The 23,424-nt window shown below is 59.9% G+C and carries 18 protein-coding genes and 1 riboswitch; of the genes, 8 read left to right on the top strand and 10 right to left on the bottom strand.

Annotation, left to right across the window (positions count from 1 at the left end):
• Window positions 1-60 precede the first annotated feature (60 nt).
• Window positions 61-1,281: an MFS transporter gene (locus tag AB5Y89_RS18510; RefSeq protein ID WP_039040678.1), complete on the bottom strand. Its 1,221-nt coding sequence runs from the start codon at window positions 1,279-1,281 to the stop codon at window positions 61-63.
• 211 nt (window positions 1,282-1,492) lie between these two features.
• Between AB5Y89_RS18510 and leuE the strand changes: the two genes are divergently transcribed.
• Entirely contained in the window at window positions 1,493-2,131 is a 639-nt protein-coding gene (gene leuE / locus AB5Y89_RS18505; RefSeq protein WP_151027502.1) for a leucine efflux protein LeuE, read from the top strand.
• Between the two features lie 34 nt (window positions 2,132-2,165).
• Here the strand turns inward: leuE and AB5Y89_RS18500 are convergent, their stop codons facing one another.
• The 5 genes from AB5Y89_RS18500 to AB5Y89_RS18480 all read right to left on the bottom strand — a co-directional run bounded on the left by AB5Y89_RS18500 (window position 2,166) and on the right by AB5Y89_RS18480 (window position 8,292).
• Entirely contained in the window at window positions 2,166-2,840 is a 675-nt protein-coding gene (locus AB5Y89_RS18500) for a fimbria/pilus periplasmic chaperone (RefSeq protein WP_368224261.1), read from the bottom strand.
• Between the two features lie 14 nt (window positions 2,841-2,854).
• On the bottom strand, window positions 2,855-4,471 hold the full coding sequence (locus AB5Y89_RS18495) for a hypothetical protein (RefSeq protein ID WP_319862718.1): 1,617 nt from the start codon (window positions 4,469-4,471) through the stop codon (window positions 2,855-2,857).
• 2 nt (window positions 4,472-4,473) lie between these two features.
• Window positions 4,474-6,921 carry a CS1-pili formation C-terminal domain-containing protein gene (locus AB5Y89_RS18490; protein ID WP_368224260.1) on the bottom strand — a complete coding sequence of 816 codons (2,448 nt, stop codon included), beginning with the start codon at window positions 6,919-6,921 and terminating at the stop codon, window positions 4,474-4,476.
• Window positions 6,922-6,999: 78 nt separating this feature from the next.
• On the bottom strand, window positions 7,000-7,659 hold the full coding sequence (locus AB5Y89_RS18485) for a fimbria/pilus periplasmic chaperone (protein ID WP_368224259.1): 660 nt from the start codon (window positions 7,657-7,659) through the stop codon (window positions 7,000-7,002).
• A 60-nt stretch (window positions 7,660-7,719) separates the two neighbouring features.
• Complete coding sequence (locus AB5Y89_RS18480) at window positions 7,720-8,292, bottom strand: common pilus major fimbrillin subunit EcpA (protein WP_010672341.1); 573 nt, start codon at window positions 8,290-8,292, stop codon at window positions 7,720-7,722.
• A gap of 585 nt (window positions 8,293-8,877) precedes the next feature.
• Between AB5Y89_RS18480 and AB5Y89_RS18475 the strand changes: the two genes are divergently transcribed.
• Both AB5Y89_RS18475 and AB5Y89_RS18470 read left to right on the top strand, forming a co-directional pair.
• A complete protein-coding gene (locus tag AB5Y89_RS18475) occupies window positions 8,878-9,501 on the top strand; it encodes a response regulator transcription factor (RefSeq protein ID WP_045522690.1) in 624 nt (207 codons plus the stop codon).
• Complete coding sequence (locus AB5Y89_RS18470) at window positions 9,498-13,097, top strand: transporter substrate-binding domain-containing protein (RefSeq protein ID WP_316287166.1); 3,600 nt, start codon at window positions 9,498-9,500, stop codon at window positions 13,095-13,097. Before AB5Y89_RS18475 ends, AB5Y89_RS18470 begins: the two co-directional genes overlap by 4 nt.
• Window positions 13,098-13,128: 31 nt before the next feature.
• On the opposite strand, the gene AB5Y89_RS18465 is transcribed toward AB5Y89_RS18470, so the two are convergent.
• Entirely contained in the window at window positions 13,129-13,569 is a 441-nt protein-coding gene (locus AB5Y89_RS18465) for a hypothetical protein (RefSeq protein WP_045522692.1), read from the bottom strand.
• 161 nt (window positions 13,570-13,730) lie between these two features.
• Here AB5Y89_RS18465 and AB5Y89_RS18460 point away from each other — a divergent pair, with 161 nt between their 5' ends.
• The 3 genes from AB5Y89_RS18460 to AB5Y89_RS18450 all read left to right on the top strand — a co-directional run bounded on the left by AB5Y89_RS18460 (window position 13,731) and on the right by AB5Y89_RS18450 (window position 17,512).
• Complete coding sequence (locus AB5Y89_RS18460; RefSeq protein WP_039040684.1) at window positions 13,731-15,404, top strand: sensor histidine kinase; 1,674 nt, start codon at window positions 13,731-13,733, stop codon at window positions 15,402-15,404.
• A 76-nt stretch (window positions 15,405-15,480) separates the two neighbouring features.
• On the top strand, window positions 15,481-16,209 hold the full coding sequence (locus AB5Y89_RS18455; protein WP_039040685.1) for a LytTR family DNA-binding domain-containing protein: 729 nt from the start codon (window positions 15,481-15,483) through the stop codon (window positions 16,207-16,209).
• Window positions 16,210-16,318: 109 nt separating this feature from the next.
• Window positions 16,319-17,512 carry an MFS transporter gene (locus AB5Y89_RS18450; RefSeq protein WP_368224258.1) on the top strand — a complete coding sequence of 398 codons (1,194 nt, stop codon included), beginning with the start codon at window positions 16,319-16,321 and terminating at the stop codon, window positions 17,510-17,512.
• Window positions 17,513-17,584: 72 nt separating this feature from the next.
• Here AB5Y89_RS18450 and AB5Y89_RS18445 read toward each other — a convergent pair whose 3' ends face one another.
• Window positions 17,585-18,709, bottom strand: coding sequence for a 5-(carboxyamino)imidazole ribonucleotide synthase (locus AB5Y89_RS18445; RefSeq protein ID WP_319896888.1), 1,125 nt, complete (start codon window positions 18,707-18,709; stop codon window positions 17,585-17,587).
• Entirely contained in the window at window positions 18,706-19,215 is a 510-nt protein-coding gene (gene purE / locus AB5Y89_RS18440; protein ID WP_029313402.1) for a 5-(carboxyamino)imidazole ribonucleotide mutase, read from the bottom strand. The genes AB5Y89_RS18445 and purE overlap by 4 nt, the downstream gene beginning before the upstream one ends.
• A gap of 207 nt (window positions 19,216-19,422) precedes the next feature.
• A riboswitch (cobalamin riboswitch) is annotated at window positions 19,423-19,601 on the top strand.
• Between the two features lie 51 nt (window positions 19,602-19,652).
• Here purE and AB5Y89_RS18435 point away from each other — a divergent pair.
• Both AB5Y89_RS18435 and murI read left to right on the top strand, forming a co-directional pair.
• Entirely contained in the window at window positions 19,653-21,518 is a 1,866-nt protein-coding gene (locus AB5Y89_RS18435; protein WP_368224257.1) for a TonB-dependent receptor, read from the top strand.
• A 109-nt stretch (window positions 21,519-21,627) separates the two neighbouring features.
• Entirely contained in the window at window positions 21,628-22,416 is a 789-nt protein-coding gene (gene murI / locus AB5Y89_RS18430; protein WP_368224256.1) for a glutamate racemase, read from the top strand.
• 3 nt (window positions 22,417-22,419) lie between these two features.
• Here murI and AB5Y89_RS18425 read toward each other — a convergent pair whose 3' ends face one another.
• Window positions 22,420-22,911: an RNA-binding protein gene (locus AB5Y89_RS18425; protein ID WP_029313407.1), complete on the bottom strand. Its 492-nt coding sequence runs from the start codon at window positions 22,909-22,911 to the stop codon at window positions 22,420-22,422.
• Window positions 22,912-23,424: the final 513 nt, after the last annotated feature.

The raw sequence follows: 23,424 nt of genomic DNA, 5'->3' as shown, positions 1-23,424 counted from the left end.
CCAGACGCGGCCTGCTCAGGCCGCGTTTTTTATGGTCGGTCGCTGGCTGCCGCTTGGCCTCTAGCCTCTCCTGATATTGGGCAGGAAGGCGGTCAGCAGGCCGATAAGGGGCAGATAGGCGCAGACCTGATAGACGGTTTCGATGCTGGTGGCATCGGCCAATTTGCCCAGCAGGGCGGCCCCTATCCCTCCCATGCCGAAGGCGAAGCCGAAGAAGAGGCCGGAAATGGTGCCGACCTTGCCGGGTACCAGATCCTGGGCGTAGACCAGGATGGCGGAGAACGCCGACGCCAGGATGAGGCCGATGACGATCGACAGCACCGAGGTCCAGAACAGGTCGACGTGGGGCAGCAGCAGGGTGAAGGGAGCGACGCCGAGGATGGAGATCCAGATCACCCGCTTGCGACCGATGCGATCGCCGAGCGGCCCGCCGAGCACGGTCCCCGCCGCGACGGCAAACAGGAAGGCGAACAGATAGAGCTGGGCGCTCTCCAGCGACAGGTGGAACTTGTCCATCAGGTAGAAGGTGTAATAGCTGCTCAGGCTGGCCATGTAGAAGAACTTGGAGAACATCAGCAGACCGAGGATGGCCAGTGACCAGCCAATCTGGCGGCGGCTCAGGCCGGTGCCGGCATGGGCCCTCATCCGCCGATGGAAGCTGGCAGCATGGTGGCTGGACCAGCGGCCGACGAAGCTGAGCACGATGACCCCGATGAGTGCGAACAACGAGAACCAGGCCGCACTGCCCTGTCCTTTCGGCACGATGATGAGCGCCGCGAGCAGGGGGCCGATGGCCGATCCCAGATTGCCGCCGATCTGGAACAGAGACTGGGCCAGACCGGGCTGGTTGCCGGCCGCCATGCGGGCGACCCGGGAGGATTCCGGGTGGAAGACGGAGGAGCCCATGCCGATCAGCATGGCCGACAACAGCACGGCGCCAAAGCTGCCTGCCTGCGACAGGTAGAGCAGCCCCACCAGCGTGAAGCCCATGCCCAGAGGCAGGGAGTAGGGCATGGGTCTGCGGTCGGTATAGAGGCCGATCAGGGGTTGCAGCAGCGAGGCCGTGAACTGGTAGGTGAGGGTGATGAGACCTATCTGGGTGAACGACAGATCGAGCCCCAGCTTCAGGAGGGGATAGATGGCCAGCAGTACTGACTGCATCATGTCGTTCAACAGGTGCGAGAAGCTGATGGCGGCGATCACCGGATAAGCGGTGGTAGTCGGGTTGTCCACCGCGGGCGGGGCGGTGATCGGGGTGTCGGTACTCAAGGTCTTGTCCATGGCTGGGGGATCACTCCCTCTACCATGCCCTATCCCGGCGTATCTGGACATAACCAAAGTGGGCGAACTCCCGGATTGCGTTCGCGTGGCGCGCAGGCCGTTCATGCTGACGGCGTGTGGATGGCTGGTCAGATCTTGTGCTTGGCGCGGGGCGGATTAGTATAGAAGGCCTGCCGCCGTTATCCGGCCCATCGCCCGCCATGGAGGGAACATGTTCGAAAGCCTGGGTGTCATCAACGTCTGGACCTATCTGGTCGGTCTCTTCTTCATCATCATCGCCCCGGGCCCGAACTCCCTCTACGTGCTGCGAACCGCTGCCGTGCGCGGCATAGGCCCGGGTTATCGCGCCGCTCTCGGCGTCTTCGTCGGCGATGCCATTCTCATTTTCTGCGCCTATCTGGGGATCGCGTCCCTCATTCGCACTACCCCATTGCTGTTTACTCTGGTGCGCTATCTGGGCGCCATCTACCTGCTTTATCTGGGGGTGAAGATCCTGCACGCGAACTTCATCGCCAAAAAGGCGGGACCGGCGTCCGAGATGGATCCCGGTGAGCGCTATTTTACCAAGGCCCTCACCCTGAGCCTCACCAATCCCAAGGCGATCCTGTTCTACGTCTCTTTCTTCGTGCAGTTCATCGACTTCAGCTATGCCCACACCTGGATCTCCTACCTGGTGCTGGCTGGCATGCTGGAAGCGATGAGCTTCGTCTACCTGACCCTGCTGATCTTCGGCGGTACCCTGATGGCCCGCTTTTTCCGTCAGCGCCAGACGGCGGCCCGTCTCGGCAACGGCCTTATCGGCCTCTTCTTCATGGGGTTTGCGGCCAGGCTGGCGACGCTCTCCTCCTGACCCTGGGGATTGCTGACCGTCCGGTGTCGGGCACCTAGTCTGGCCAGCAATCCTTGCCCACCGGGATGAAGCGGGACTGGTAGACGATGAGCTTCTGGTTGCCCGGCTGATTGATCCCGGGATTGTGGTAGGTCTCCCCGGGCAGCAGGTACTTGCTGTCCGCCTTGCTGTCCGCCTGCTGGCAGCCCCGTTTCACCATGAACTCGAAATAGGTGTTGCCGGTATTGGTGATGGCGCTCTGTGCCGGGTCCAGCTGGTATGCAAAACGTGACTGACGCGGGCGCACCACCAGGATGGACTGCAGGGCCAGTTTCACCTCGACGGTTCCCCGGTGCTGCGTCTGGCTGCCTTCATCCACCTGGGCTGCTGGTGATTCGGTGAAGGTGATGCGGTAGTAACGCTCATGGTCATCGGCGGGCCCCTTGTAGTAGAACTTGACGTTCTGGGCATGTCTGGCGTGCAGGGTGAAGCGCCTGGGGGCAAACAGCAGCTCACCGGGGACGGTGGGCAGTGTCCTGCCTCTGGCCGTGGGGTCGCTGATTTTTTCCATCTGTATGTCGTACAGCTTGGGTGAAGCACTGTTGTTGGTCAGGGTTCTGGTAATGAACTCCTGCTCTGGCGCCATGGCAAGAGTCATGGCGCCGATGTCGAGGGCGGCGACCTGTGAGGCCAGCAAGCCGCCCAGCAAGGGCCAAAGTAGACGATGCATGTTGTACTCCATGGTCAGCGCCAGGTCCCCTTGATGGTGATGGTGCCGCTTTGTTCCACCTCGCCTTCCCACATCTCGTCGCCCATGGTGCGCTGCACCATGGGATCGGTCAGGTCGAATTCCAGCGCCAGCTTGTAAAACCGGGTGATGCCCTGGCCGTTGACGGGATCATTCCACTCCTGTGGTGGTTGATTGTCCTGTATTCCGAGGGTGCGAATATCCACCGGTGTGCGATCGCAGCGAATGGCGTGCCGTGAACCCGCTCCATGAGCCACCGAATCGAAGACCAGCCTTGTAGGGATGGGGACGGCCTGTTCAGGTGCGAAGGTGCCTGCCGGATAGAAAGTGCAATATCCCCGATAAGGCGACCCCCTGTCCTGTGAAATAGAAATTTCCAGCATATCGGCACTGATGGGGCCGCTATCAGAGATATTGTATGAGAAGCTCAGAATGTCTTTTCCGACCTGCCCCTCCCTGTAAGGATTGCTGACGCCCTCCGAAGACAAGATGGATACGCTGAAGTCCCGTGGTTTTATCACGATTTCAGTGGTGCCACTGAATTCATAAAACCCACTTTCCGGTGCTTTCACATTTCGCATGTTGAAGTTAATCAAACTTCTTGTCAGTTGATCCTGAAGCCCGAGTCTGACCACCTGTTTGAAAAAATTACTGGAGAGAAACAGATAAATAGACGATTGCCCATTGAGATAGCCGATCTTGTAGTCTGCGCCCTTGCTTGCCCAATTGGTGAGGTTTGCGCTCATTTGCACATCTGCACTGGCAATGGCGCTGTTCAGAGCTGCATTTCTTATGTTGGTGTATACATAGGGATCGGAAAATGACTGGCTACCATCCTGACTGAAATCGTAGTCAAGAAAACGGCAGAGAATCCCATCACGGGTACCCAGCCGATAATTCTCGCAGCCTTGTGAACCGGGTAACACATAGGGGGCTCCATTGCTGTCCACGATCACTTCACTGATGGCATTGGTCTGTATAAAGCGCAGATGACCCGCTTTCTTGTGCTGTACCTTTCTCACATACCAGGTGCCGCTGCTTTGATCTATGCAACGCTCACCCGAGGCTGCATCATAGGTTCTGGTGGTCCTGCAGAGGTTCATTTCCCTGTTCAGGATGGCTCCAACCGGCATTGTACGCAGGTAATCAAAGAAGCTGGCGCTCAATTTTGCATGAGCATATCCAGTTGCCGCCTTCGTTAATCCAAAGAAACCTGTTTCATTGACGACGCTCGGCTTGTTGACCGCTTCTGCCGTTTGCGGGTCACATCCAGACCAGCTCTTTATGCAACGCTGATTGATATAAGGATACCGAATCGGGCCGTTTTCCCACATGTCGATATTGTCGTTGGTGACTGTGTAGTTATAGCCATTGTCTGCATATGCCAGGCTGACCTGTCTGGAGTCGGACGTCCAGGCATTGCCACCCGACAGGCGAGGGTCCAGATAATCGGTTGGGGTAATGAATAAATTGTTGTCCTCCTGATTTTCAATAAACAGCAAATGACGAAGATCGGCATCAGCCAGATTATATTTTGTGACAGCCGCACTGCCTTGCTGTGCCCAGCCGGCGCCAAGTGCAATGACCAGCAGCAATCTGTGTGTGATGTTCATGTTCAATACTCTCTCACCATGGCGTAGGTGGGCAGTCCCTGGCAGGTCACGATGCCGACCCAGGCCGCGCCCGTGTGTTGTGCAAGATCCAGGTCGGCTTCACAGAAGTCGCTTCCCCGGCGGAAAGTCAGCATGGGGTTGGCCTTGTCCACGTCCAGGGTGAACTCGCCGACCTCGTTGGTCACCGTGGTGCCGATGTGGTTGTCAATGCGGGCGTTAGCAAGCAGCGAGCCATCTTCTGCCCTTAGTACGCCAAACACGGTGACCATCTCCTTGATGCTGCTGCCGGCATCCAGAGTGGCGACGTTGCCGGGGAACAGGGTGTAGCGCTGCTTGCCGGTGTTGATGTCATAGCTGTCCTTGCCCGTCTTGCTGTTGAGCAGTTCCACCTCGTATTCCTGATAAGGCGAGAGCGCCAGGAAGGTCTGTTCCCCTTGCAGGGGGTAGTCCTGTCCATTCACCTTGGCGAGCATCTGCCCTTCCCGGTGGATGCCGGTATTGATGATGAGGCCTGAACCAGAGGTGCTCCGGCTGGACGCGATCACGTCGTTCTCCGTGGTGATCAGGGCACCCCGTGCAATCAGGTTGCCATTCACGTCGCCGCCATGACCGCGACCCAGCGTCATGGTGCCGCCGATGACCCTGTTCTCGAACCCCAGGGTGCCGGAAAGCGCCATATTGTGTGTGTCGCTGCCGTGCATCATGCGGGAGGCATTCAGCGCGGCCAGATTGATGGCTCCCTCCATGCGCTTCTGATAGTTGAGGTTGGCCGTGGTCTGGCCCTGCTCGTTGCTGCTCATGCCGAAGCTGAACAGATTGTCGAACGGGATGGAGTAGTCCAGGGTGATGCTCTTGTTGCTGAATCCATTGAGTGTGCCACTGTCGCTCTGCAGGCTGGCGCGCATGGAGAGGTTGCCGTATCGGCCCGCATAGAGGTGCTGGTAGTAATCCGCATAACTGCGATCGCTGTTCATCTGACGGTCGTGCGTGGTGTTGAAGGTCAGCTGGCCCATGCCGCTGGCCCAGCCACCCAGATTGATCGTGATGCCGGCAGAGTAGAGCTCGGTTGCACTCACTCCCAGGGCATCGCCTGCATACAGTTTTTCCTGGCTGACCCACAGGGAGGCATTGTCATGGGCTTGCAAGGAAAGGCTGGACGCCAGCCGCCAGGAGTGATCGGTGGACAGCATGCTTTGCAACTGGGTGCCGAGGCGATCCGTGACCTGCCAGCTTGCGCGTGCCTCGCCGACTGCCGCATCCCTGAAAGCATAGGTGGTCGTCGCCAGATCAAGGGTATCCAGCGAGCGTGCCAGCGACAGACCGAGCAGGGGGGAATCGCCGCTGTGCTGGCTGTTCTCCATCATGCCTCCCCACCATTGCCATCCCCACTCCCGGGTAAAGCCCTGATTGCCGCCCAGCTTGGTGACTCGCTGGGTGGTCGTGCTGGTCAGGCGGCCGTCGACATAGACTTCGACCGTGACGTTGTAGACCCCGTTGGGGAACGCGGAGGTGTCGATGTGCTGGTTGCCGATCGCCAGGTTTTGCAGGCCTATCAGGCGTTCATCCCGATAGACCCTGGCCTCGCCGTTGGCGGGCATGAAGACTTGCACCGGAGTGGTCGATTCGTTGGTGGTCTGTTTTCGAGATTGCGCCTGGTTGCCATAGGATGCGCCGTAGAGGCGACCCGTGGTCAGGCCCGTCACCACCCCCAGTGTCTGCAGGTCCCATGTCGAGACCATGCCTGCTGCGATGCGGCGATCATCGAGATCCCGTTCGTACATGGCGCGGTAGATATCGCCGCTCTGCTCCGGCTCACCCAGGTTGTAAAGGGATGCATCCACGGCGACATGGTGCGCGCCCAGCCCGACGGTACTCTCCAGCTGCAGGAAATTGGAGTCCTGGTGCCCGCTCTGGGGGGTATTGATGAAGGAGTAACCCAGGTTGTAGCGCTGTACGCCCGTCAGGGTGTCCACCGTCGGGGTCAGTGCGACACGGTTGTCAGATTGCCTCGCCTGGCCAAAGGCATCCCGTGACACCCGGATGGTGAGCAGCATGGCGACGAGGTCCAGCTGCATGCTGGCATCGGCATCGATCTGCAAGGCGCCATCGGCAGAAAAGGTGCGTCTTTGCTTGCTGGAGAGCAGAGTGGTAAGGGCATCGTTCAGCACGCCTTGCTGCTGGCCGGCACTGAAATCAAGGTGCAACAAGTGCAGCTTGCCGTCTTGCAGCAGCAGGGTGGCATTGCCGATGGTGTCGTCGGTCAGGGTGTCGATCCTGTTGTCCTCATCCGTGTATCGCAGGCGTACCGGTACCGCCAGCCCCTCTTCCAGCGCCTTGGCAAAACTGGCAGGAATGATGACGTTGGCAATTTTGAGAGGGGCAGCAGTGCTGGCCGAGGCTGACATCGCAATCAGCCAGGAGAGCGGCAACAGCCAGGCTTTTTTCAACATATCGAGCACCATGGTTCCGGGTGTGGAGATCGAGAGCCGTCACCCTGCAAGAGGGTGGGGCGGCACCGTGATAGGGGGTTACTTGATGACGACGAATTCCTGACCCAGCCAGAGTCCCAGGTGGCTCTTTGGATCACGCATATTGACCTGCTTGAACCGGCGTTGCTTGCCCGGCAGGTCGTAGTAGGTTTCCTTGCACAGCTCCTCGCCTTTCAGGCAGGGGCCATACGCTACCGTGCGATAGGAGGCATTGCCCTGGTTGGTGAGCGTGTCGTCCTTCAGGTCATAGGCGAACCGGTGCTGGCGTGGTGTTACCACCAGAATGGTGCCTATCTGTGCTGACGTGGTGGCAACCGCCTGACGGCGTTCGTTGCGCTGATCGTCGACGGAGAGCGCCGTGTCCAGCCAGCGGATGCGGTAGTAACGCTCCTTGTCATCCTGCGGACCCTTGTAAAAGAACCTGACGTTGTTTTTGGCATTGGCGGGCAGCATCAGCCTACTGGGTGACAACATCAGCTCGCCGCTGACTTCCATGGGGATCTCCTGCCCTCCCTCTTCCGGTGAGGTGATGCGTGTCACGCTGATCGTGACCAATCTGGCCTGGTTACTGCCATTTTCAATCTGTTTGGCGACCTCCTGGCTGCCTGCATCGATGAAGGTGGTGACGGCGCCGACATTGATTGCCTGGCTGATACCGGGAATGAGCAGCAGCCATATCGCTGCAATTTTCAGGTTCATGATGTGCCCCTAAGAGAACAAAGGGCCCCGCAGGGCCCTCAATGGTAAGCGGTGGATGAGTTAGCTCCAGTTCGCTACGAACTCGACGTTGACTTCACCGCTCCACAGGCCGTCCGGCAGGGCGTCAAAGGTGGTGGGGGTGCCGCTGGCAGTGGCACTTTCAATGTTGAAAGTGAAGGAACCCTGCGCTGTGACGCGTTCGGCATCGTTCTTGAAGCCGTTGGCAAGAGGAGACAGATTCCCCCCCGTGATGCCGGCAGCGGTGTCGATCAGGGTGGTGTAGGCGGTTGTGCTGACCGGTGCGCCGCCCCACAGCACGCCCACATCGACGGTGGAGTCGCCACCCAGGTGATTCAGGGTGCCGTTCAGCTTCTTCGCCTTCAGGGTGAAGTCGGTCGCGCTGGCATCACCCTTGATGGCGACATCGAACAGGCCGTTGACGGTGTTGAACCCCTTGATCCCTTCGGCATATTGGAAGGAGAGGCTGGAGAGCGGGGTGACCACCAGCTCGGAAGTGGTGTCTTTCTTGGCAGTGGCCTGCCAGGTCGCGACGGCAGACGCTTCTACGGCGGCTTGAGCGGTGGCGGCAAAGCCCAGGGTAGCCACGGACAGAGCAATCAGAGTCTTCTTCATTACGATATTTCCTACATATCTTCTGGATGGTATTGACCACCCGGTTGGTTCATTGCCCGTCAGGGGCATGCCTTGCCACGTTGGCGACGATTCGACCAGTCGTGGCAGCCGGACCTGGAATATGTTTCTCCTCGGACCAGCTTGTTTTTTCGTCGACTAAGATAACGATCGGATCTGTTTTGATCGACCGAATGGTGCGTAGGAAAAATCTCAAAGGATGATGGGGCGCAAACTTTATAAAATAATTGCTTTCCCTTTCCTTTCAGTGGGTTGTTGTGTCTCATGTATTTGATTTATATGTTTTTTAGGTCTTTTATTGCGGGAGGAAGAGCACAGGAAAAACCGGGAAGGAGGGGACATCAACGAGGGAGGGGACCCGGCCACCACCAGGCTCCATACGAGGCAAATAAAATGCAATATATTGATAAATATATAAAAAATAAATGAAGCTATAATGGTGATTAACTTGAGAATGCCATTTTTATATTTATTTAACATATTGAAAACAAGAGCAAGCTGTATGGTGTCGTTGCTTGATTTGTAGTTAATATGCTCGTCGGACAGGGCTGAATAACGGATCTATATATGGCGAAGGTATTGATAGTTGATGATCATCCAGCAATAAGAATGGCCGTTAACATGTTGTTGAAACAGGAAGAACATCATGTGCTAGGCGAGGTTGATAATGGTGTCGATGCTATCGCCATGGCCAGGAACACCCATCCAGATATTGTCATTCTTGATATTGGAATACCTCAGCTTGATGGCATCGAAGTGATAAAGAGAATCAAGATGCTGGATATTGGCGCCAAGATTCTGGTGCTGTCTGCACAGTCCACTCATCATATTATGGTGCGGTGCCTGCAAGCTGGCGCCGAGGGATTCTTGTCCAAGCTGGATGATTTGTATTTGCTGAAGGATGCGATCGCAAAAATAGAGAAGCGGCAACTCTATTACCCCCGTGACGTCATCGCCGGCGCCAGGCATGCCCATACGGTCGATCGGGAAGATCTGCTGTCGACCCTCTCTTCCCGCGAGATGAGCGTGCTGCTGCAGATTTGTCAGGGTCATGCCAACAAGCAGATTGCCCAAAGCATGCTGTTGAGCGAGAAAACCGTCAGTACCTACAAGACCCGGTTGATGAAGAAACTCAACATCACCAACATCGTTGATCTGATCAGTCTGGCCAGACGGCAGAAACTGCTGTGAACAGGGCGAAATTGCTGTTGCTTCTGCTGGCGCTGGTCTGGGTGTGGCCGCTGGCGGCCCAGGAACCGGAAGAGCCCCTGCTGCAAGTCTATTCGCGGGATGGCGGGGAATACCTCGATGCCAGCCCCTTGCCGCTGCATGGGGAGGAGTGGCGCTGGTTGCAGGAGCGCGAGCGGCTGATCCTGGGAGTGCCCAGACCTGACAACCCGCCTATGGACATCACCCTGAGGGCGAATGCCTATGAAGGGGTGACGGCCGACATCGTCGGCATGTTGACCCATCTGCTGCACATCGAGATCCTGGTGAAGGGATATCCCTCCAGGGCGGCTGCCATTGAAGCGCTCCAGCGGGGGGAGATCGATCTGCTGAGTACCTCCAATTCCTATGAGCGGGAACAGCATCTTCTGCTGACTGACAAATATATTGCTGACGACCCTGCCATCTATAAAAACATTCAGGTCAAAGAGCGAGAAATAAGAACAGTAGCCGTGCCGGAGTATTATTTGCCGTTCATGGACATCATGCGCTATCTGTCGGACTACAAAATTAAAATATACCCATCCCGCTATAGTGCATTGTCCGCGGTGGCATATGGTCAGGTTGATGCCGTCATGGTGGACATGATCTCCGGCAATTTCATCGTCAACAAGTTCTATCAGAGCAGCATTCAATTATTGAAGCCGCTCTATATCGATACCGCCGGTTTTGCCTTTGCCCTCAATCCCAAGGAGCGGCGACTCAAGAGGATCATGGATATCGCGCTGGGGGAGATCCTCGAGGGCAAGCGGGCGGAAGTGGCCAAGCGCTGGAATGGGGGGGGCCTCTCCATCGGTGCCAGCAGAATCGACCTGAGCCGCGAGCAATGGGAATGGCTGAGCAAACGGGAGAAGATCCGGATTGCGGTGAACAGCGGCATCCCGCCCCTCAGTTTCTATGACGTCACCGGTACCATGCACGGCGTGGTCGCCGATCTGCTGCAGGTCATGCGAGCCAAGCTGGGGGTGGAGCTCGAGGTGGTGCCTGCCAAGACGCCGGAGCAGATGACCCAGTTGCTGGATAGCGGCCAGGTGGATGCGGGGGTGTTGAGCCCTTCTGCCGAGCGCAGGAACCGCTATCTGTTCAGCCGGGCCTTTGTCCTCGATCCCCTCTCCTATGTGGTGGGGCTGCGCCACCGGGAGGTCCCCCCTGCATCGCTGCTCAAGACCGGCACCGTGGCCATGGTCAGAGGCTTTATCTCGACCCAGGCCATCGAGGCGGAATACGGCAAGCTGACGTCGCGGCAGTTCGATACGATTGAAGATGCCATGCGCTGTGTGGCGATGGATGTGTGCGATGTGACCATACTGCCGCTGCGGGTGGCCAAGTACTACGTGAACAGCAAATTCCCCGACAGCCTGATCATTACGGGGGAGCTGTTCGATTCCATCCCCATCGGTGCCGCGTTGGCGGTCACCCCCGCGCATCCCGTACTGCGGGACATTCTGGACAAGGTGATTGCCATCATTCCGCCGGATGAGCTGGAGGGGCTCTCCAACCGCTGGCGAGTGAGCCCCCAGCAGGAAGCCATCACCTGGCAGGAGTTGATTCAGGAGTTCGGGGTCTTTATCGCCTTGATCCTGCTGCTGACCCTCTGGGTTGGCCTGTGGGGGCTGTCCCTGCGCAAGCAGATCCGCGAGCGGCGACTGGTGGAGGGGGCGCTGAGCACCCAGCTCAAGTTCATCGCCGATCTGGTGGACGGGACACCTCACCCCATCTATGCGCGGGATCTGAACGGGATCCTGGTACTGTGCAACAGCAGCTATGCCAGCTTCCTTGGCGAGCCCAAGGTCAGCCTGCTCGGCACGGGCCTGGACGACGCGCGCACGCGCTGGCCTTTTCTTGCTCCCCTGCACGGGGATCTGGTGCTTTCCTGTGACAGCCGCCGTGCCCAGGAGGGGGATCACCGTCTGGTCCTGCCGACGGGCGGGGTCGACGTCTATCACTGGGTTCAGCCTTACTACGATCTGGACGGCAATGTGCAGGGGGGCGTGGGAGGCTGGATCGACGTCAGCGAACGGGTACGCCTGCTCGATGAGCTGGCGGTGGCCAGCCAGGAGGCCCAGGAGGCAAACCGTGCCAAGAGCACCTTCCTCGCGACCATGAGCCACGAGATCCGTACCCCCATGAATGCCATCATCGGCTTGCTGGAACTGGCGCTCAAGCGGGGTCGGCTGCACGAGGAGGATCAGGCCTCCCTCGCCATTGCCCATGGCTCGGCCAGCGATCTGCTGAGCCTCATCGGCGACATCCTGGATATTTCCAAGATCGAGTCTGGCCGGTTCGAACTTGCCCCCGAACCCCATGACATCGTGACCCTGACAGCATCGGTCGTTACCGTCTTTACCGCGCTGGCGAGGCAGAAAAATCTGCGGCTGGATCTCGTCACGGGCAATCCTTCCTGGGTGCAGATCGATGGTCTTTGTTACAAGCAGATCGTCTCCAACCTGATCAGCAACGCCATCAAGTACACCGAGCGTGGGTCGGTCACGGTGACGCTGGCCTCCCGGGTCAGCGATGGCTGGTGTACCGTGCAGCTCACCATTCTGGATACCGGCATCGGCATTGATCAGGCCGAGCAGGCCAGGCTGTTCGAGCCCTTCAGCCAGGCCAGCCAACCCGAGAAAATCCAGCAGTCGGGTACTGGGCTGGGTCTGATGATCTCCCGCTCCCTGTGCGAGACGATGGGCGGCTCCCTGCAACTGGAGAGTGCGCCCGGGCAGGGGACCCGGGTCAGTATCGAGATCAAGCTGCCGGTGGCCGATGCCGTGGCGATGCCCGCCACGCCTGCACAGGAGCCGGCGGTGGAGCCGGTGCGGCGACTGAAGATCATGGTCGTGGACGATCATCCAGCCAACCGGTTGCTGGTCAGCCAGCAACTGGCTTATCTGGGTCATGACGCCACGGCCGTCGAGTCGGGAGAAGAGGCGCTGCGGCTGCTGATCGAAGCCAGGGTGGATGTCATCATGACCGACTTCAACATGCCCGGCATGAACGGCTTCGAGCTGGTTCGCCAATGCCGGGAGCTGGAGCGGCTGCACGGCTGGCGACGCACCGTGATCCTCGGGCTGACGGCCGATGCGCGGCAGGAGCAGATCAATGAAGGGCAGGCGGCAGGGATGGATGACTGTCTGTTCAAGCCCGTCGGACTGGAGGCGCTCGATCACTGCCTGCGTCGGCACATGCAGCGGGAAGAGCAGAGTGACATGGTCGTCTGCATGGAGGAGATCCGGCGGTATCTGGGGCCGCTGACCGCACACCAGTCGACCCTGATGGTGCCTCTGCTGGCCGAGTTCGTGCGGGCCAGTGACGACGATATCGCGGGATTGCAACGGGCCGCGGAGGAGGGGCATGTCGGCCAGTTCATCGACCGCATACATCGCCTGAAAGGGGGCGCCAGGATCATGGGCACTCTGAAACTGGTGGCGACCTGCAGCGAAATAGAATCCTGGGAGCTCGATCAGGCCAGGCTGCCCGAGGCGCTGGCCCGTTTGCAGCAAGAGTACGAGGTCGTTCGGCTGGCGGCGACCCAACTGCAGGTGATGGAAGGGGAGGAATGAAGGCATGGGAACATGCCTTCGGCTCCTGTGGTCAGCCCAGCCAGTACACCATCAACTCATAGGCGGCTTCGCCCACCTGGTCCGGTCTGGCTGACGGGGCCTGATAGCTGAGGTAATAGCGGGTCGCCTGGGCCAGGGGGAGGGCGCGGCTTGCTTCGAGGGGTTGTCCGTTGAGCGCCAGCGTGATCCGGAGATCATCCTGCTGTGGCAGGGAGCCGTAGAGTGCGCGGGCTTGCAAACGATAGGTGGTGTTGAAATCCGGGTGGCTCAGGTCTGCTGCCAGGATCTGGACGGGAGCCTGTGCCGGATCCGAATTGATGGCCTGGAGGCCTGGGTGGGTAAGCGCTACTTCCATGTTGGTCTCTTTGCTGGCGGTGGCCTGCCAGTTCAGCTGGCTCACCTGCGTATTGGCGTGAACGGCGGCACTGCTGCAACCGATCATCACTGCCAGCACCATGCTTTTTTGAAACATAGTTATCTCCTTTGTCGGACTGGGCCCTCCTTGGCGAGGGCCTCCTCTTATCGGCGCTTTCCCCGAAAGCTGAACCGCTCTCCCCGGATTCGCCCATGAGTCGGCGGCAGATAAGGGGTATGATCCGCCCCCTGGCGCCATGCCATTGACGGAGGAGAGCCATGCTCGAAAATCAGATGATGTTGTTGGCGGTGTTTGAGCGGGCGGCGCTGATGCTGATGACGCTCTTTCTTCTCACCCGCACCCGGCCGTTTCAGCGATTGTTCCAGAAGCGTGACCACACCCCGGCCGAGCTGGTGCTGGTGGCGGCCATCTTCTGTCTGTTCGCGGTGTTCAGCACCTACACCGGCATTCCGGTGGAGGGGGCCCTCATCAATGTGCGGATCATCGCCATCATCTCGGGCGGCATCCTGTTCGGCCCCTGGGTCGGCATTCCGGCCGGGGTCATCTCGGGGCTGCACCGCTATCTCATCGACATGGATGGCCACACCTCCATTCCCTGTCTCATCGCCAGCATCATCGCCGGCCTGCTGGCCACCTGGCTGCACCTGCGCTGTCGCAAGTCGCGGCTCTGGCTCTATGGCATCCTGGCGGGGATGGCCTGCGAGGGGCTGACCATGCTGCTTATCTGGCAACTGACCGAGCCCCATGCGGTAGGTGTGGAGATAGTCAGTCATATTGCCTACCCGATGATCGCCGGTGCGCTCTGTATCGGGCTCATCATCAAGCTGGTGCAGGATCTGGATGACGAGAAGGAGCTGATTGCCGCCAAGCAGGCCAAGCTGGCGCTCGACATCGCCAACAAGACGTTGCCGTTTTTCCAGAACATCGATCGCCACTCCCTGAGCCAGGTGTGCGGCATCATTCGCAGCGAGATCAGCGCCGATGCGGTGGCCATCACCGATACCCGCGACGTGCTGGCCTATGTGGGGGTGGGCAAGGATTACTACGAGCTGGACGAGCATCACGCCATCAGCGACATGACCCACAGAGCGGTGCTGCTGGACCAGATCATCATCAACAACGATCTGCGCCAGTATCACCTCTCCGATTTTCACTCGGTCATCATTATTCCGCTGCGGGAAAACGGCGCCGTCAGCGGCACCCTCAAGATCTATTATCGCCGCACCCACAGCATCACCAGCTCCCTCAAGGAGATGGCGGTGGGTCTCTCCCAGCTCATCTCCACCCAGATGGAGGTGTCGCGTATCGAGCAGCTCAAGGAGATGACCCGCAAGGCGGAGTTCACCGCGCTGCAGAGCAAGATCAACCCCCACTTCCTGTTCAACGCCCTCAATGCCATCTCGTCGCTGATCCGCATCCGTCCCCAGCAGGCACGCCAGCTGATCGCGAACCTCGCCGACTACCTGCGCTACAACCTCAACAAGGGGGACACCCTCATCGACATCCAGGAGGAGCTGCAGCAGGTGCGCGACTACGTGGCCATCGAGCAGGCCCGCTTCGGCGACAAGCTGGAGGTGGTGTTCGAGGTGGACGACGTGCATATCCAGGTGCCGAGCCTGCTGTTGCAGCCGTTGGTGGAAAACGCCATCCTGCACGGCATCCAGCCCCGCAGTGCGCCGGGTCGGGTCACCATCGAGGTGAAGCAGCTGGCGGGCGGCATCCGGGTCGCGGTGCGCGACACCGGCTACGGCATCAGCCAGGCGGTGATCGACGGGGTCGCCGCCGGTCGGGTGGAGAGCCGCAGCATCGGTCTGATGAACGTGCATCAGCGGGTCAAGCTGCTCTATGGCGACGGCCTGCACCTCAAGCGGCTGGAGCCGGGGACCGAAGTCTGTTTCTATCTGCCTGATCAGGAGGCAATGCCATGCTGAAAGCCATCATAGTGGAAGACGAATGTTTGACACGGGAGGAGCTGGCCTCTCCTGTGCTCCTTATGGGGGCAATATCATGCTGAAAGCGATCATTGTGGAAGATGAGTATCTGGCCCGCGAGGAGCTGGCTTTTCTGGTGGGGCAGCACAGCAACATCGAGATAGTGGCGAGCTTCGAGGACGGGCTGGAGGCGTTCAAGTATCTGCAGGATCACGAGGTGGACGTGGTGTTTCTGGATATCCAGATCCCCGCCATCGACGGCCTGCTGCTGGCCAAGAACCTGCACAAGTCCAGCCATCCGCCCCACATCGTCTTCGTCACCGCCTACAAGGAGTTTGCGGTGGAGGCGTTCGAGCTGGAGGCATTCGACTACATCCTCAAGCCCTACAACGAGCCGCGCCTCATCAATCTGCTGCAGAAGCTCGAACTGGCGGGCAAGTCCCAGCCCCAGGGTGCGGAGTCCGGGACGCCACAGAACCGCACCGTCAATCTGGTGAAGGGGGAGCGCATCATCGTCACCCCCTGCGAGCAGATCTACTACGCGGAAGCCGACGAGAAGCTGACCCATGTCTACACCCGTACCGATCGCTACGTGATGACCATGACCCTCAGCGAGTTTGTCAGTCGGTTGCCTGCCGAGGGGTTCTTTCGTTGCCACCGCTCCTACTGCGTCAACATCAACAAGATCCGCGAGATAGTGCCCTGGTTCAACAGCACCTATCTCATCCGGCTCCATGACCTGCCGTTCGAGGTACCGGTCAGCCGCAGCAACATCAAGGCATTCCGTCAGCTGATGCGGCTCTGATTGTCATTCATTCCCGCCGATCTGCATTTCATGCCTTAATCGGTCGGCGGGAGCGGCGTCTTGCCTATAGTGGCCCCAGTTTCCTTAAGGCCATTCCTCGAGACGCATCATGACCATCGATCTGAATCGCACCCGCTACCTCACCCTGTTGGGGACCATCATCACCCAGTTCGCGCTGGGATCCGTGTACACCTGGAGCCTGTTCAACGCCCAGCTCTCCGACAAGCTGGACGAGCCGGTGAGCCAGGTCGCCTTCGCCTTTGGCCTGCTCAGCCTCTCCCTGGCGGTGGCCTCCTCCCTGGCGGGCAAGCTGCAGGAGCGGTTCGGGGTGCGCAACGTCACCCTGGGCGCTGGCGTGCTGCTCGGCATCGGCTTCTTCCTCACCGCTCATGCCAGCAACCTGGCGATGCTCTACCTCTGCGCCGGCATCCTGGTCGGTTTTGCCGACGGTACCGGTTACCTGATGACCCTCTCCAACTGCGTGAAGTGGTTCCCGGAGCGCAAGGGGCTCATCTCCGCCTGCTCCATCGGTGCTTATGGCCTCGGCAGCCTGGGCTTCAAGTACATCAACCTGCTGCTGCTCTCCAGCAACGGCCTTGAGACCACCTTCCAGCTGTGGGGGCTGATCGCCATGTCCATGGTGCTGGTGGGCGGCATGCTGATGAAGGATGCGCCCAAGCAGGTGGCCGCCGTGCAGCAGAGCGAGAGCCGTGACTTCACCCTGGCCGAGGCGATGCGCAAGCCCCAGTACTGGATGCTGGCGCTGATGTTCCTCACCGCCTGCATGAGCGGTCTCTACGTCATCGGCGTGGCCAAGGACATCGGCGAGAAGATGGTGGGCCTGCCGGCCGTGGTCGCCGCCAACGCCGTCGCCATCATCGCCATGGCCAACCTGGGTGGCCGGCTGGTGCTGGGCATCCTCTCCGACAAGATGTCCCGTATCCGGGTCATCACCATCGCCCAGTTGATTACCCTGGCGGGCATGGCGCTGCTGCTGTTCGTGCCGCTCAATGCCAACTTGTTCTTCGTGGCAGTGGCCTGTGTAGCGTTCAGCTTCGGCGGTACCATCACCGTCTACCCCTCGCTGGTGAGCGACTTCTTCGGCCTCAACAACCTGACCAAGAACTACGGCGTCATCTATCTGGGCTTTGGTCTGGGCAGCATCATCGGCTCCATCGTGGCCTCCCTGTTCGGCGGCTTCATGGCGACCTTCAACCTCATTCTGGTGTTGCTGGTGGTGGCGCTGGTGCTCTCCCTCACCATCCGCCTGCCGGCTCCTGTTGCGGCTGTCGACAGGGCCTGATCCCTCTCGCTTCTCAAGTCATAAAAAAAGACCCGGGCCTTGGCCCGGGTCTTTGCATGTCAATGGGTGGACTCAGCGTGGGGGCAGACCCAGCAGGGCGCGCAGCTGGTGCGCGGTGGCCTCGACCGCCGGCCAGTCGCGGCCAGTGACGGTGACGTGGCCCATCTTGCGGCCGGGGCGGGCTTCGCCCTTGCCATAGAGGTGAAGGTGCACCCCGGGCAGGGCCAGGGCGCTAGCCCAGTCCGGCGTGCCGTCTTGCCACAGATCCCCGAGCAGATTGAGCAGGATGGCGGGCTGAACCTCAGCCTGTGCCGGCAACGGCAGATCGCACAGGGCGCGCACCTGCAACTCGAACTGGCTGCAACCGGCGTTGTCGATGCTGGGATGACCCGAATTGTGGGGCCGGGGGGCCATCTCGTTGACCAGCAGCTCACCGCCGACCAGGAAGAACTCCACCGTCAGCACGCCCACATAGTCGAGGGCGGCGATGATGTGCTCGGCGATGCGCTGGGCTTCGCGCTCCAGGGCGGGCACATTGGCCGGGGAGCGGGTCTGATCCAGGATGCCGCCGCTGTGCCAGTTCTGCACCAGGGGCAGGGCACTGATGGCACCGCTCGGACTGCGGGCCAGGGTGAGGGCAAACTCCCCCTCCAGCGGCAGGCGTTTTTCCAGCACGCAAGGGACGCCGCTGGCGGCCAGGGCCGCTGGCAATTCGCCCGCATTGTGGATAGTCCACTGCCCCTTGCCATCGTAGCCCTCGCGGGCGGTCTTGAGGATGGCGGGGAAGAGGTCGCTTGGCAGAGCGGGCAGCGGCTCGCCGGGCAGCAGGGTCAGGTTCGGGGCGACCGGTACGCCGGCGCGGGTCAGGAAGGCTTTCTCTTCCCGGCGATCCTGACAGACACGTACTGCGCTCGCGGCCGGGCGCACCGGCTTGTACTGCTCCAGCAGGGCCAGGGAGGCTGCGGGCACGTTTTCGAACTCGCAGGTGATAGCGTCGCAGCGGCTGGCCAGATCGCGCAGGGCATCGGTATCGTCATAGGCGGCCACGATCTGCTCGTCGGCGGCTGCACCGGCGATGCTGATGGGGTCCGGGTCCAGCACGATCACCTTGTAGCCGAGACGGTGGGCAGACATCACGAAGTAGCGGCCGAGCTGGCCGCCACCGAGCATACCCAAAGTGGCGGGGGGCAGTATCATGCCGGCTCCTCCAGGGTGAGCGCCAGCACCCGGTCGCGCTCCTTGGCGCGGAAGCCATCGAGCTGCTGGTGATAACGGGGAGCGTCGCCATCCTGGGCGACAGAGAGCAGGGACACGGCGAACAGACCGGCATTGGCGGCACCCGCCTCGCCGATGGCGAAGGTGGCGACCGGTACGCCCTTGGGCATCTGCACGATGGAGAGCAGGGAATCCATCCCCTTGAGCTGGCGGGTGGGGATGGGCACGCCCAGCACCGGGATCGTGGTCTTGGCGGCCAGCATGCCCGGCAGGTGGGCTGCGCCGCCGGCGCCGGCGATGATGGCGCGCAGACCGCGATCGCGCGCACTGGCGGCATATTCAAACAGGAGATCCGGGGTGCGATGGGCGGATACGACGCGCGCTTCATAGGGTACGCCGTGCTCCTTGAGGATGCGGGCGGCGGCCTGCATCACGGGCCAGTCAGAGTCGGAGCCCATTACCAGGCCGATCATAGGGGGGGTCGTCATTACGGCTTCCTCGGATGTCAAACGTTTGCCGCATGTTACCAAAAAGCCGTGGGATCTGGCTCAACATTTCTTGTGTTTGACCCGCTCGAATGACGGTCAACGAGCCTCAAGGTACGAGAGGGGGCGAGGATCTGCGCCACTTGGCACCGACTTTGGGTAAAAACGACATTAGAAATCCAGATGGCTATACATCCAAGACGGCTCTGCCTATAATCCCCCCGCTTTGGCGCATCACGCTTAAAAGGGAATCCGGTGAGAATCCGGAGCTGGCGCGCAGCGGTAAGGGGGAACGAAGCGACATCAGGGCACTGCCGTCAGGTGGGAAGCCGTCGCCGTAGGCCATCAGCCCCCAAGCCCGAAGACCTGCCAAAGTTCGTATTTCGGGCCGAGAGAAACCGGCCACGAAGTAGATGCTTACGCGAACTTAAGGATCTCTCATGTCCAAGACATTATTGGCGGCTGCCCTGTTGCCAACGGCGGCCTTTGCCCAACAACTGACCATCCCCGTCAATCCCACCATGGTGGTGACCGCTACCCGTGTCGCCCAGCCTGCCTCCAGTGTGCTGGCTCCCGTCAACGTGGTGACCCGTGACGAGATCGATCGCCTGCAAGCCCAGACCGTGACCGACGTGGTCAAGACCCTGCCCGGCGTGGAAGTGGTCAGCAACGGCGGCCGCGGCCAGCTCAGCTCGCTGCGGGTACGTGGTGGCACCTCTTCCCAGACCCTGGTGCTGGTGGATGGGGTGCGCAGCGCCTCTCTGACCGCCGGGATGACCGAGCTCAACAACCTGCCCCTCAACCAGGTGGAGCGGATCGAATATATCCGCGGTGCGCGCGCCACCATTTATGGATCCGATGCCATCGGTGGGGTCATCAATATCATCACTCGCCCGGATCAGGGGACCAATCAACACAAGTTCAACTTGGGTGCGGGCTCCCACAAGCAGCGTCAGGCCGCCTTCAGCAGCGCCAGCCAGGTGGGTGATGCGGGTCAGATCAAGGTCGCTGGTGGTTTCGATGACGAGACCGGCTACAACGTGCATCCCATCGTCGGGGTGAACGATGGCGACAAGCATGGCCACCGGGGCTACAACGCCATGGTGGATTATCAGCAGGCGCTGGCCAGCAACTGGGATCTGTTCGGTACGACCCGCTGGTTCCGCAACATTGCCCAGTACGACAGATCCTCTGCCGCTTCCGCCTGGGGCCCGGCGTTTCATCAACGCAACGAGACCTGGACCGAGAACCAGAGCTACCAGCTCGGCTCCCGCTATCATGACGAGCGCTACCTGAGCGAACTGCGCGGCGCCTTCTCCAAACAGGATGCCTACGACTACCCGGATACCAGCGGCCGCGATCAGTCCGCTGATCGACTCTATACCCGTCAATACACCCTGAACTGGGTCAACAGTGTCAAACTGGACGAGAGCTGGACCCTGGGGGGCGGCGCCGACTGGCAGCGCGACATGCTGGACGATAGTTCCCGCTCCTCTGGCGTCGCCTTCCCGAGTGACGCCGATGAGCGTGACAACACCGGGCTCTATGCCCTGGCCCAGTTTGACAACCAGGTCTGGCAGGCCGAGCTGAGCGGTCGCAGCGATGACAACGAGCAGTTCGGACGTCACAACACCTGGCAAACCGGCGCTGGCTGGCGCTTCGTTGAGGATTATCGCCTCAGTGCCCGCTACGGCACCGGTTTCCGTGCCCCCTCCTTCAACGATCTCTACTACCCGGGGTCCGGCAATCCTGATCTGAAGCCGGAAGAGTCGAAAAGCCACGAGTTGATGCTGGACGGACAGACCGCTGGTGTGGAGTGGCGCTTGACCGGTTATCGCAACGACTTCGAGCAGATGATCCAGTGGGCACCGGACAGCCAGGGCATGTGGACGCCGCAAAACGTCGGCAAGGCGCGGATTGAAGGGGTTGAACTGGAAGGGGAGTTCGAGACCGGCTGGCTGAGCCATCGCGTTTCCGCCGAATACAAGGATCCCAAGGACAAGGCCACCGACAAGCAGTTGCAGCTGATCTCCAGCAAGGGTGCCAAGTGGGTGAGCCAGGCGCAGTGGCAGCAGTTCGATGGCTCCCTGAGCTGGATCTACCAGGGTGAGCGTTATGGTGACGCGGCCAATACCACCCAGCTGGGCGGTTACAGCGTGTGGAACCTGGCGGTGGGCTATCAGGTTGCACCGTCCTGGAAGGTCTCCGGCAAGATCAGCAACCTGCTGGACAAGGAGTACCAGACCTCGGTGGGTTACCCGGCTGACGAGCGTGCCTACTATGTGACGGTGGACTACGCACTCTGATCCCCTTGTCTGGATTCTGAAAAATCAGGGGCCCTGCCATTGGCAGGGCCTTTTCTATTGGCGCCGGGCGGGAGTATGATCGCGGCCTCGCATTCAAGGGGGAGCTCAGGTGGCCAATATTCTCGTGTTCGACTCCGGTATGGGCGGTCTGACTGTCTATGGGGAGATCCGTCGCGCTCTGCCGGAGCACAACTATTTCTACAGTTTCGATAATGCCCACTTTCCCTATGGCGAGCTGAGTGAGGCGGCCCTCATCGAGGCTTGTACCGGACTGGTCAGCCACATGGTGGCCGAGCACGCCATCGATCTGGTGGTGATCGCCTGCAATACCGCCAGCACCATTGCCCTGCCATCCCTGCGTACCGCACTCAGCATTCCCGTGGTCGGCGTGGTCCCCGCGATCAAGCCTGCCGCCGCCCTGACCCGTAACGGCTACATCGGTCTGCTGGCAACGCCCGGCACCGTCAGCCGTGACTATACCCATGAACTCATCGCCCAGTTCGCCCCGGGCAAGCATGTGCTGCTGAAGGGGGCAACCGAACTGGTTATCGAAGCCGAGCGCAAGCTGGCGGGGTTGCCGGTCAATATAGCCCTGCTCAGAGAGGTGCTCGCAGACTGGATGGAAGGGGAGGAGAGGCCGGATACCCTGGTGCTGGGATGTACCCACTTCCCCTTGCTCAACGAAGAGATCAAACAACTGATGCCGGAATGCCAACTGGTCGATTCGGGTCTTGCCGTGGCAAGGCGGGTGGCGCATCTGCTGGCGACACTGCCGGTCCAGGCGCCTGGCGAGGGGACGGGACGTGCCTACTGCACGCGACTGGATGCAGGGGCCCAGAAACTGACAGCCCCCTTGCAAGCTTGGGGGCTGTCGTCACTCGAAGAGGTGGTGTACTGAATATCAGGCGTCGACGTCGTTGACGTCCTTCTCATCCCGGTCCCGCTTGTCATTTGCTTCACGCACTTTCAGGGTGCGCTGCTGATACTCCTTGTCATTGAGCGCGGCGATGGCCTTGGCCGCATCGGCGACAGGCATCTCCACAAACCCGAAGCCCCTGCGTTTGCCGGTGGCCTTGTCCTTCATCAGACGAACTGACAGTACCTGACCTTGCTCGGCAAAGAGTTCGCGCACCGCAATCTCGTTGGCGCGATAGGGCAGGTTGCCTACATATAAGGTACAGGTCTCCTGGCTGGTCGCCTGTTCGAGGGCGGTGGCAGGCGCACGGTTAAGGAAGAGCGGTACCACGAAACCGCCAATGGCCAGACCGGCGGCAAAAATGACTTCGACTTTCAGAGAGAACTGCAGGGCCTGGGCAACCAGATAGCCGAGCAGCGCCAATACCAGAGCAAGAACTGCTGCCTGCACATAAACGGGAAACTTGGATAAATTCATCTTTAAAGACCTTTTGTAAATGAAAGCAAAAAAGGTGCAACACTCTATTCACCTTCATGGTAACCAGCTTTACGACCAGACGCTACCATGGACCACTTGAGGCAAATTATCCGCTTCAGTATGGCATTCCTTCAGCCAGGAAGATCCTGATAAATGCCAATAAAAGAGGGCTGAAATCATCAGCTTGTGGATAACATTGTATATATACACTGGGTAAGTTGTTTCTAACTGGATAATTTGAAGTTTCCGTGACTTTCTTCAAAAATTCCCTTGTCATCGCAATCGGCCTCCCTATAATGCGCCCCTACCAGCACGGCGGAACACGCCGAACTGATGAGCTAGCCTCCTGGTGAGGTGAGCGCCGAAAGAAAAGCGAAAACAACCGCTTGACTTTCGAAGTGAGGGGCGTAAGATGCGCCTCCTCAACGCGATAAGCGTGACGCTCTTTAACAATTTGAATCAAGCAATCTGTGTGGGCACTCACAGCATCGAGCATCAAAAACAATTTTTGAT

It is taken from the genome of Aeromonas sp. s4, from assembly GCF_040907855.1.
Lineage (GTDB): Bacteria > Pseudomonadota > Gammaproteobacteria > Enterobacterales > Aeromonadaceae > Aeromonas > Aeromonas caviae.
The sequence above is the reverse complement of the archived record's forward strand: the minus strand, read 5'-3'. Positions and strand labels throughout refer to the sequence as shown.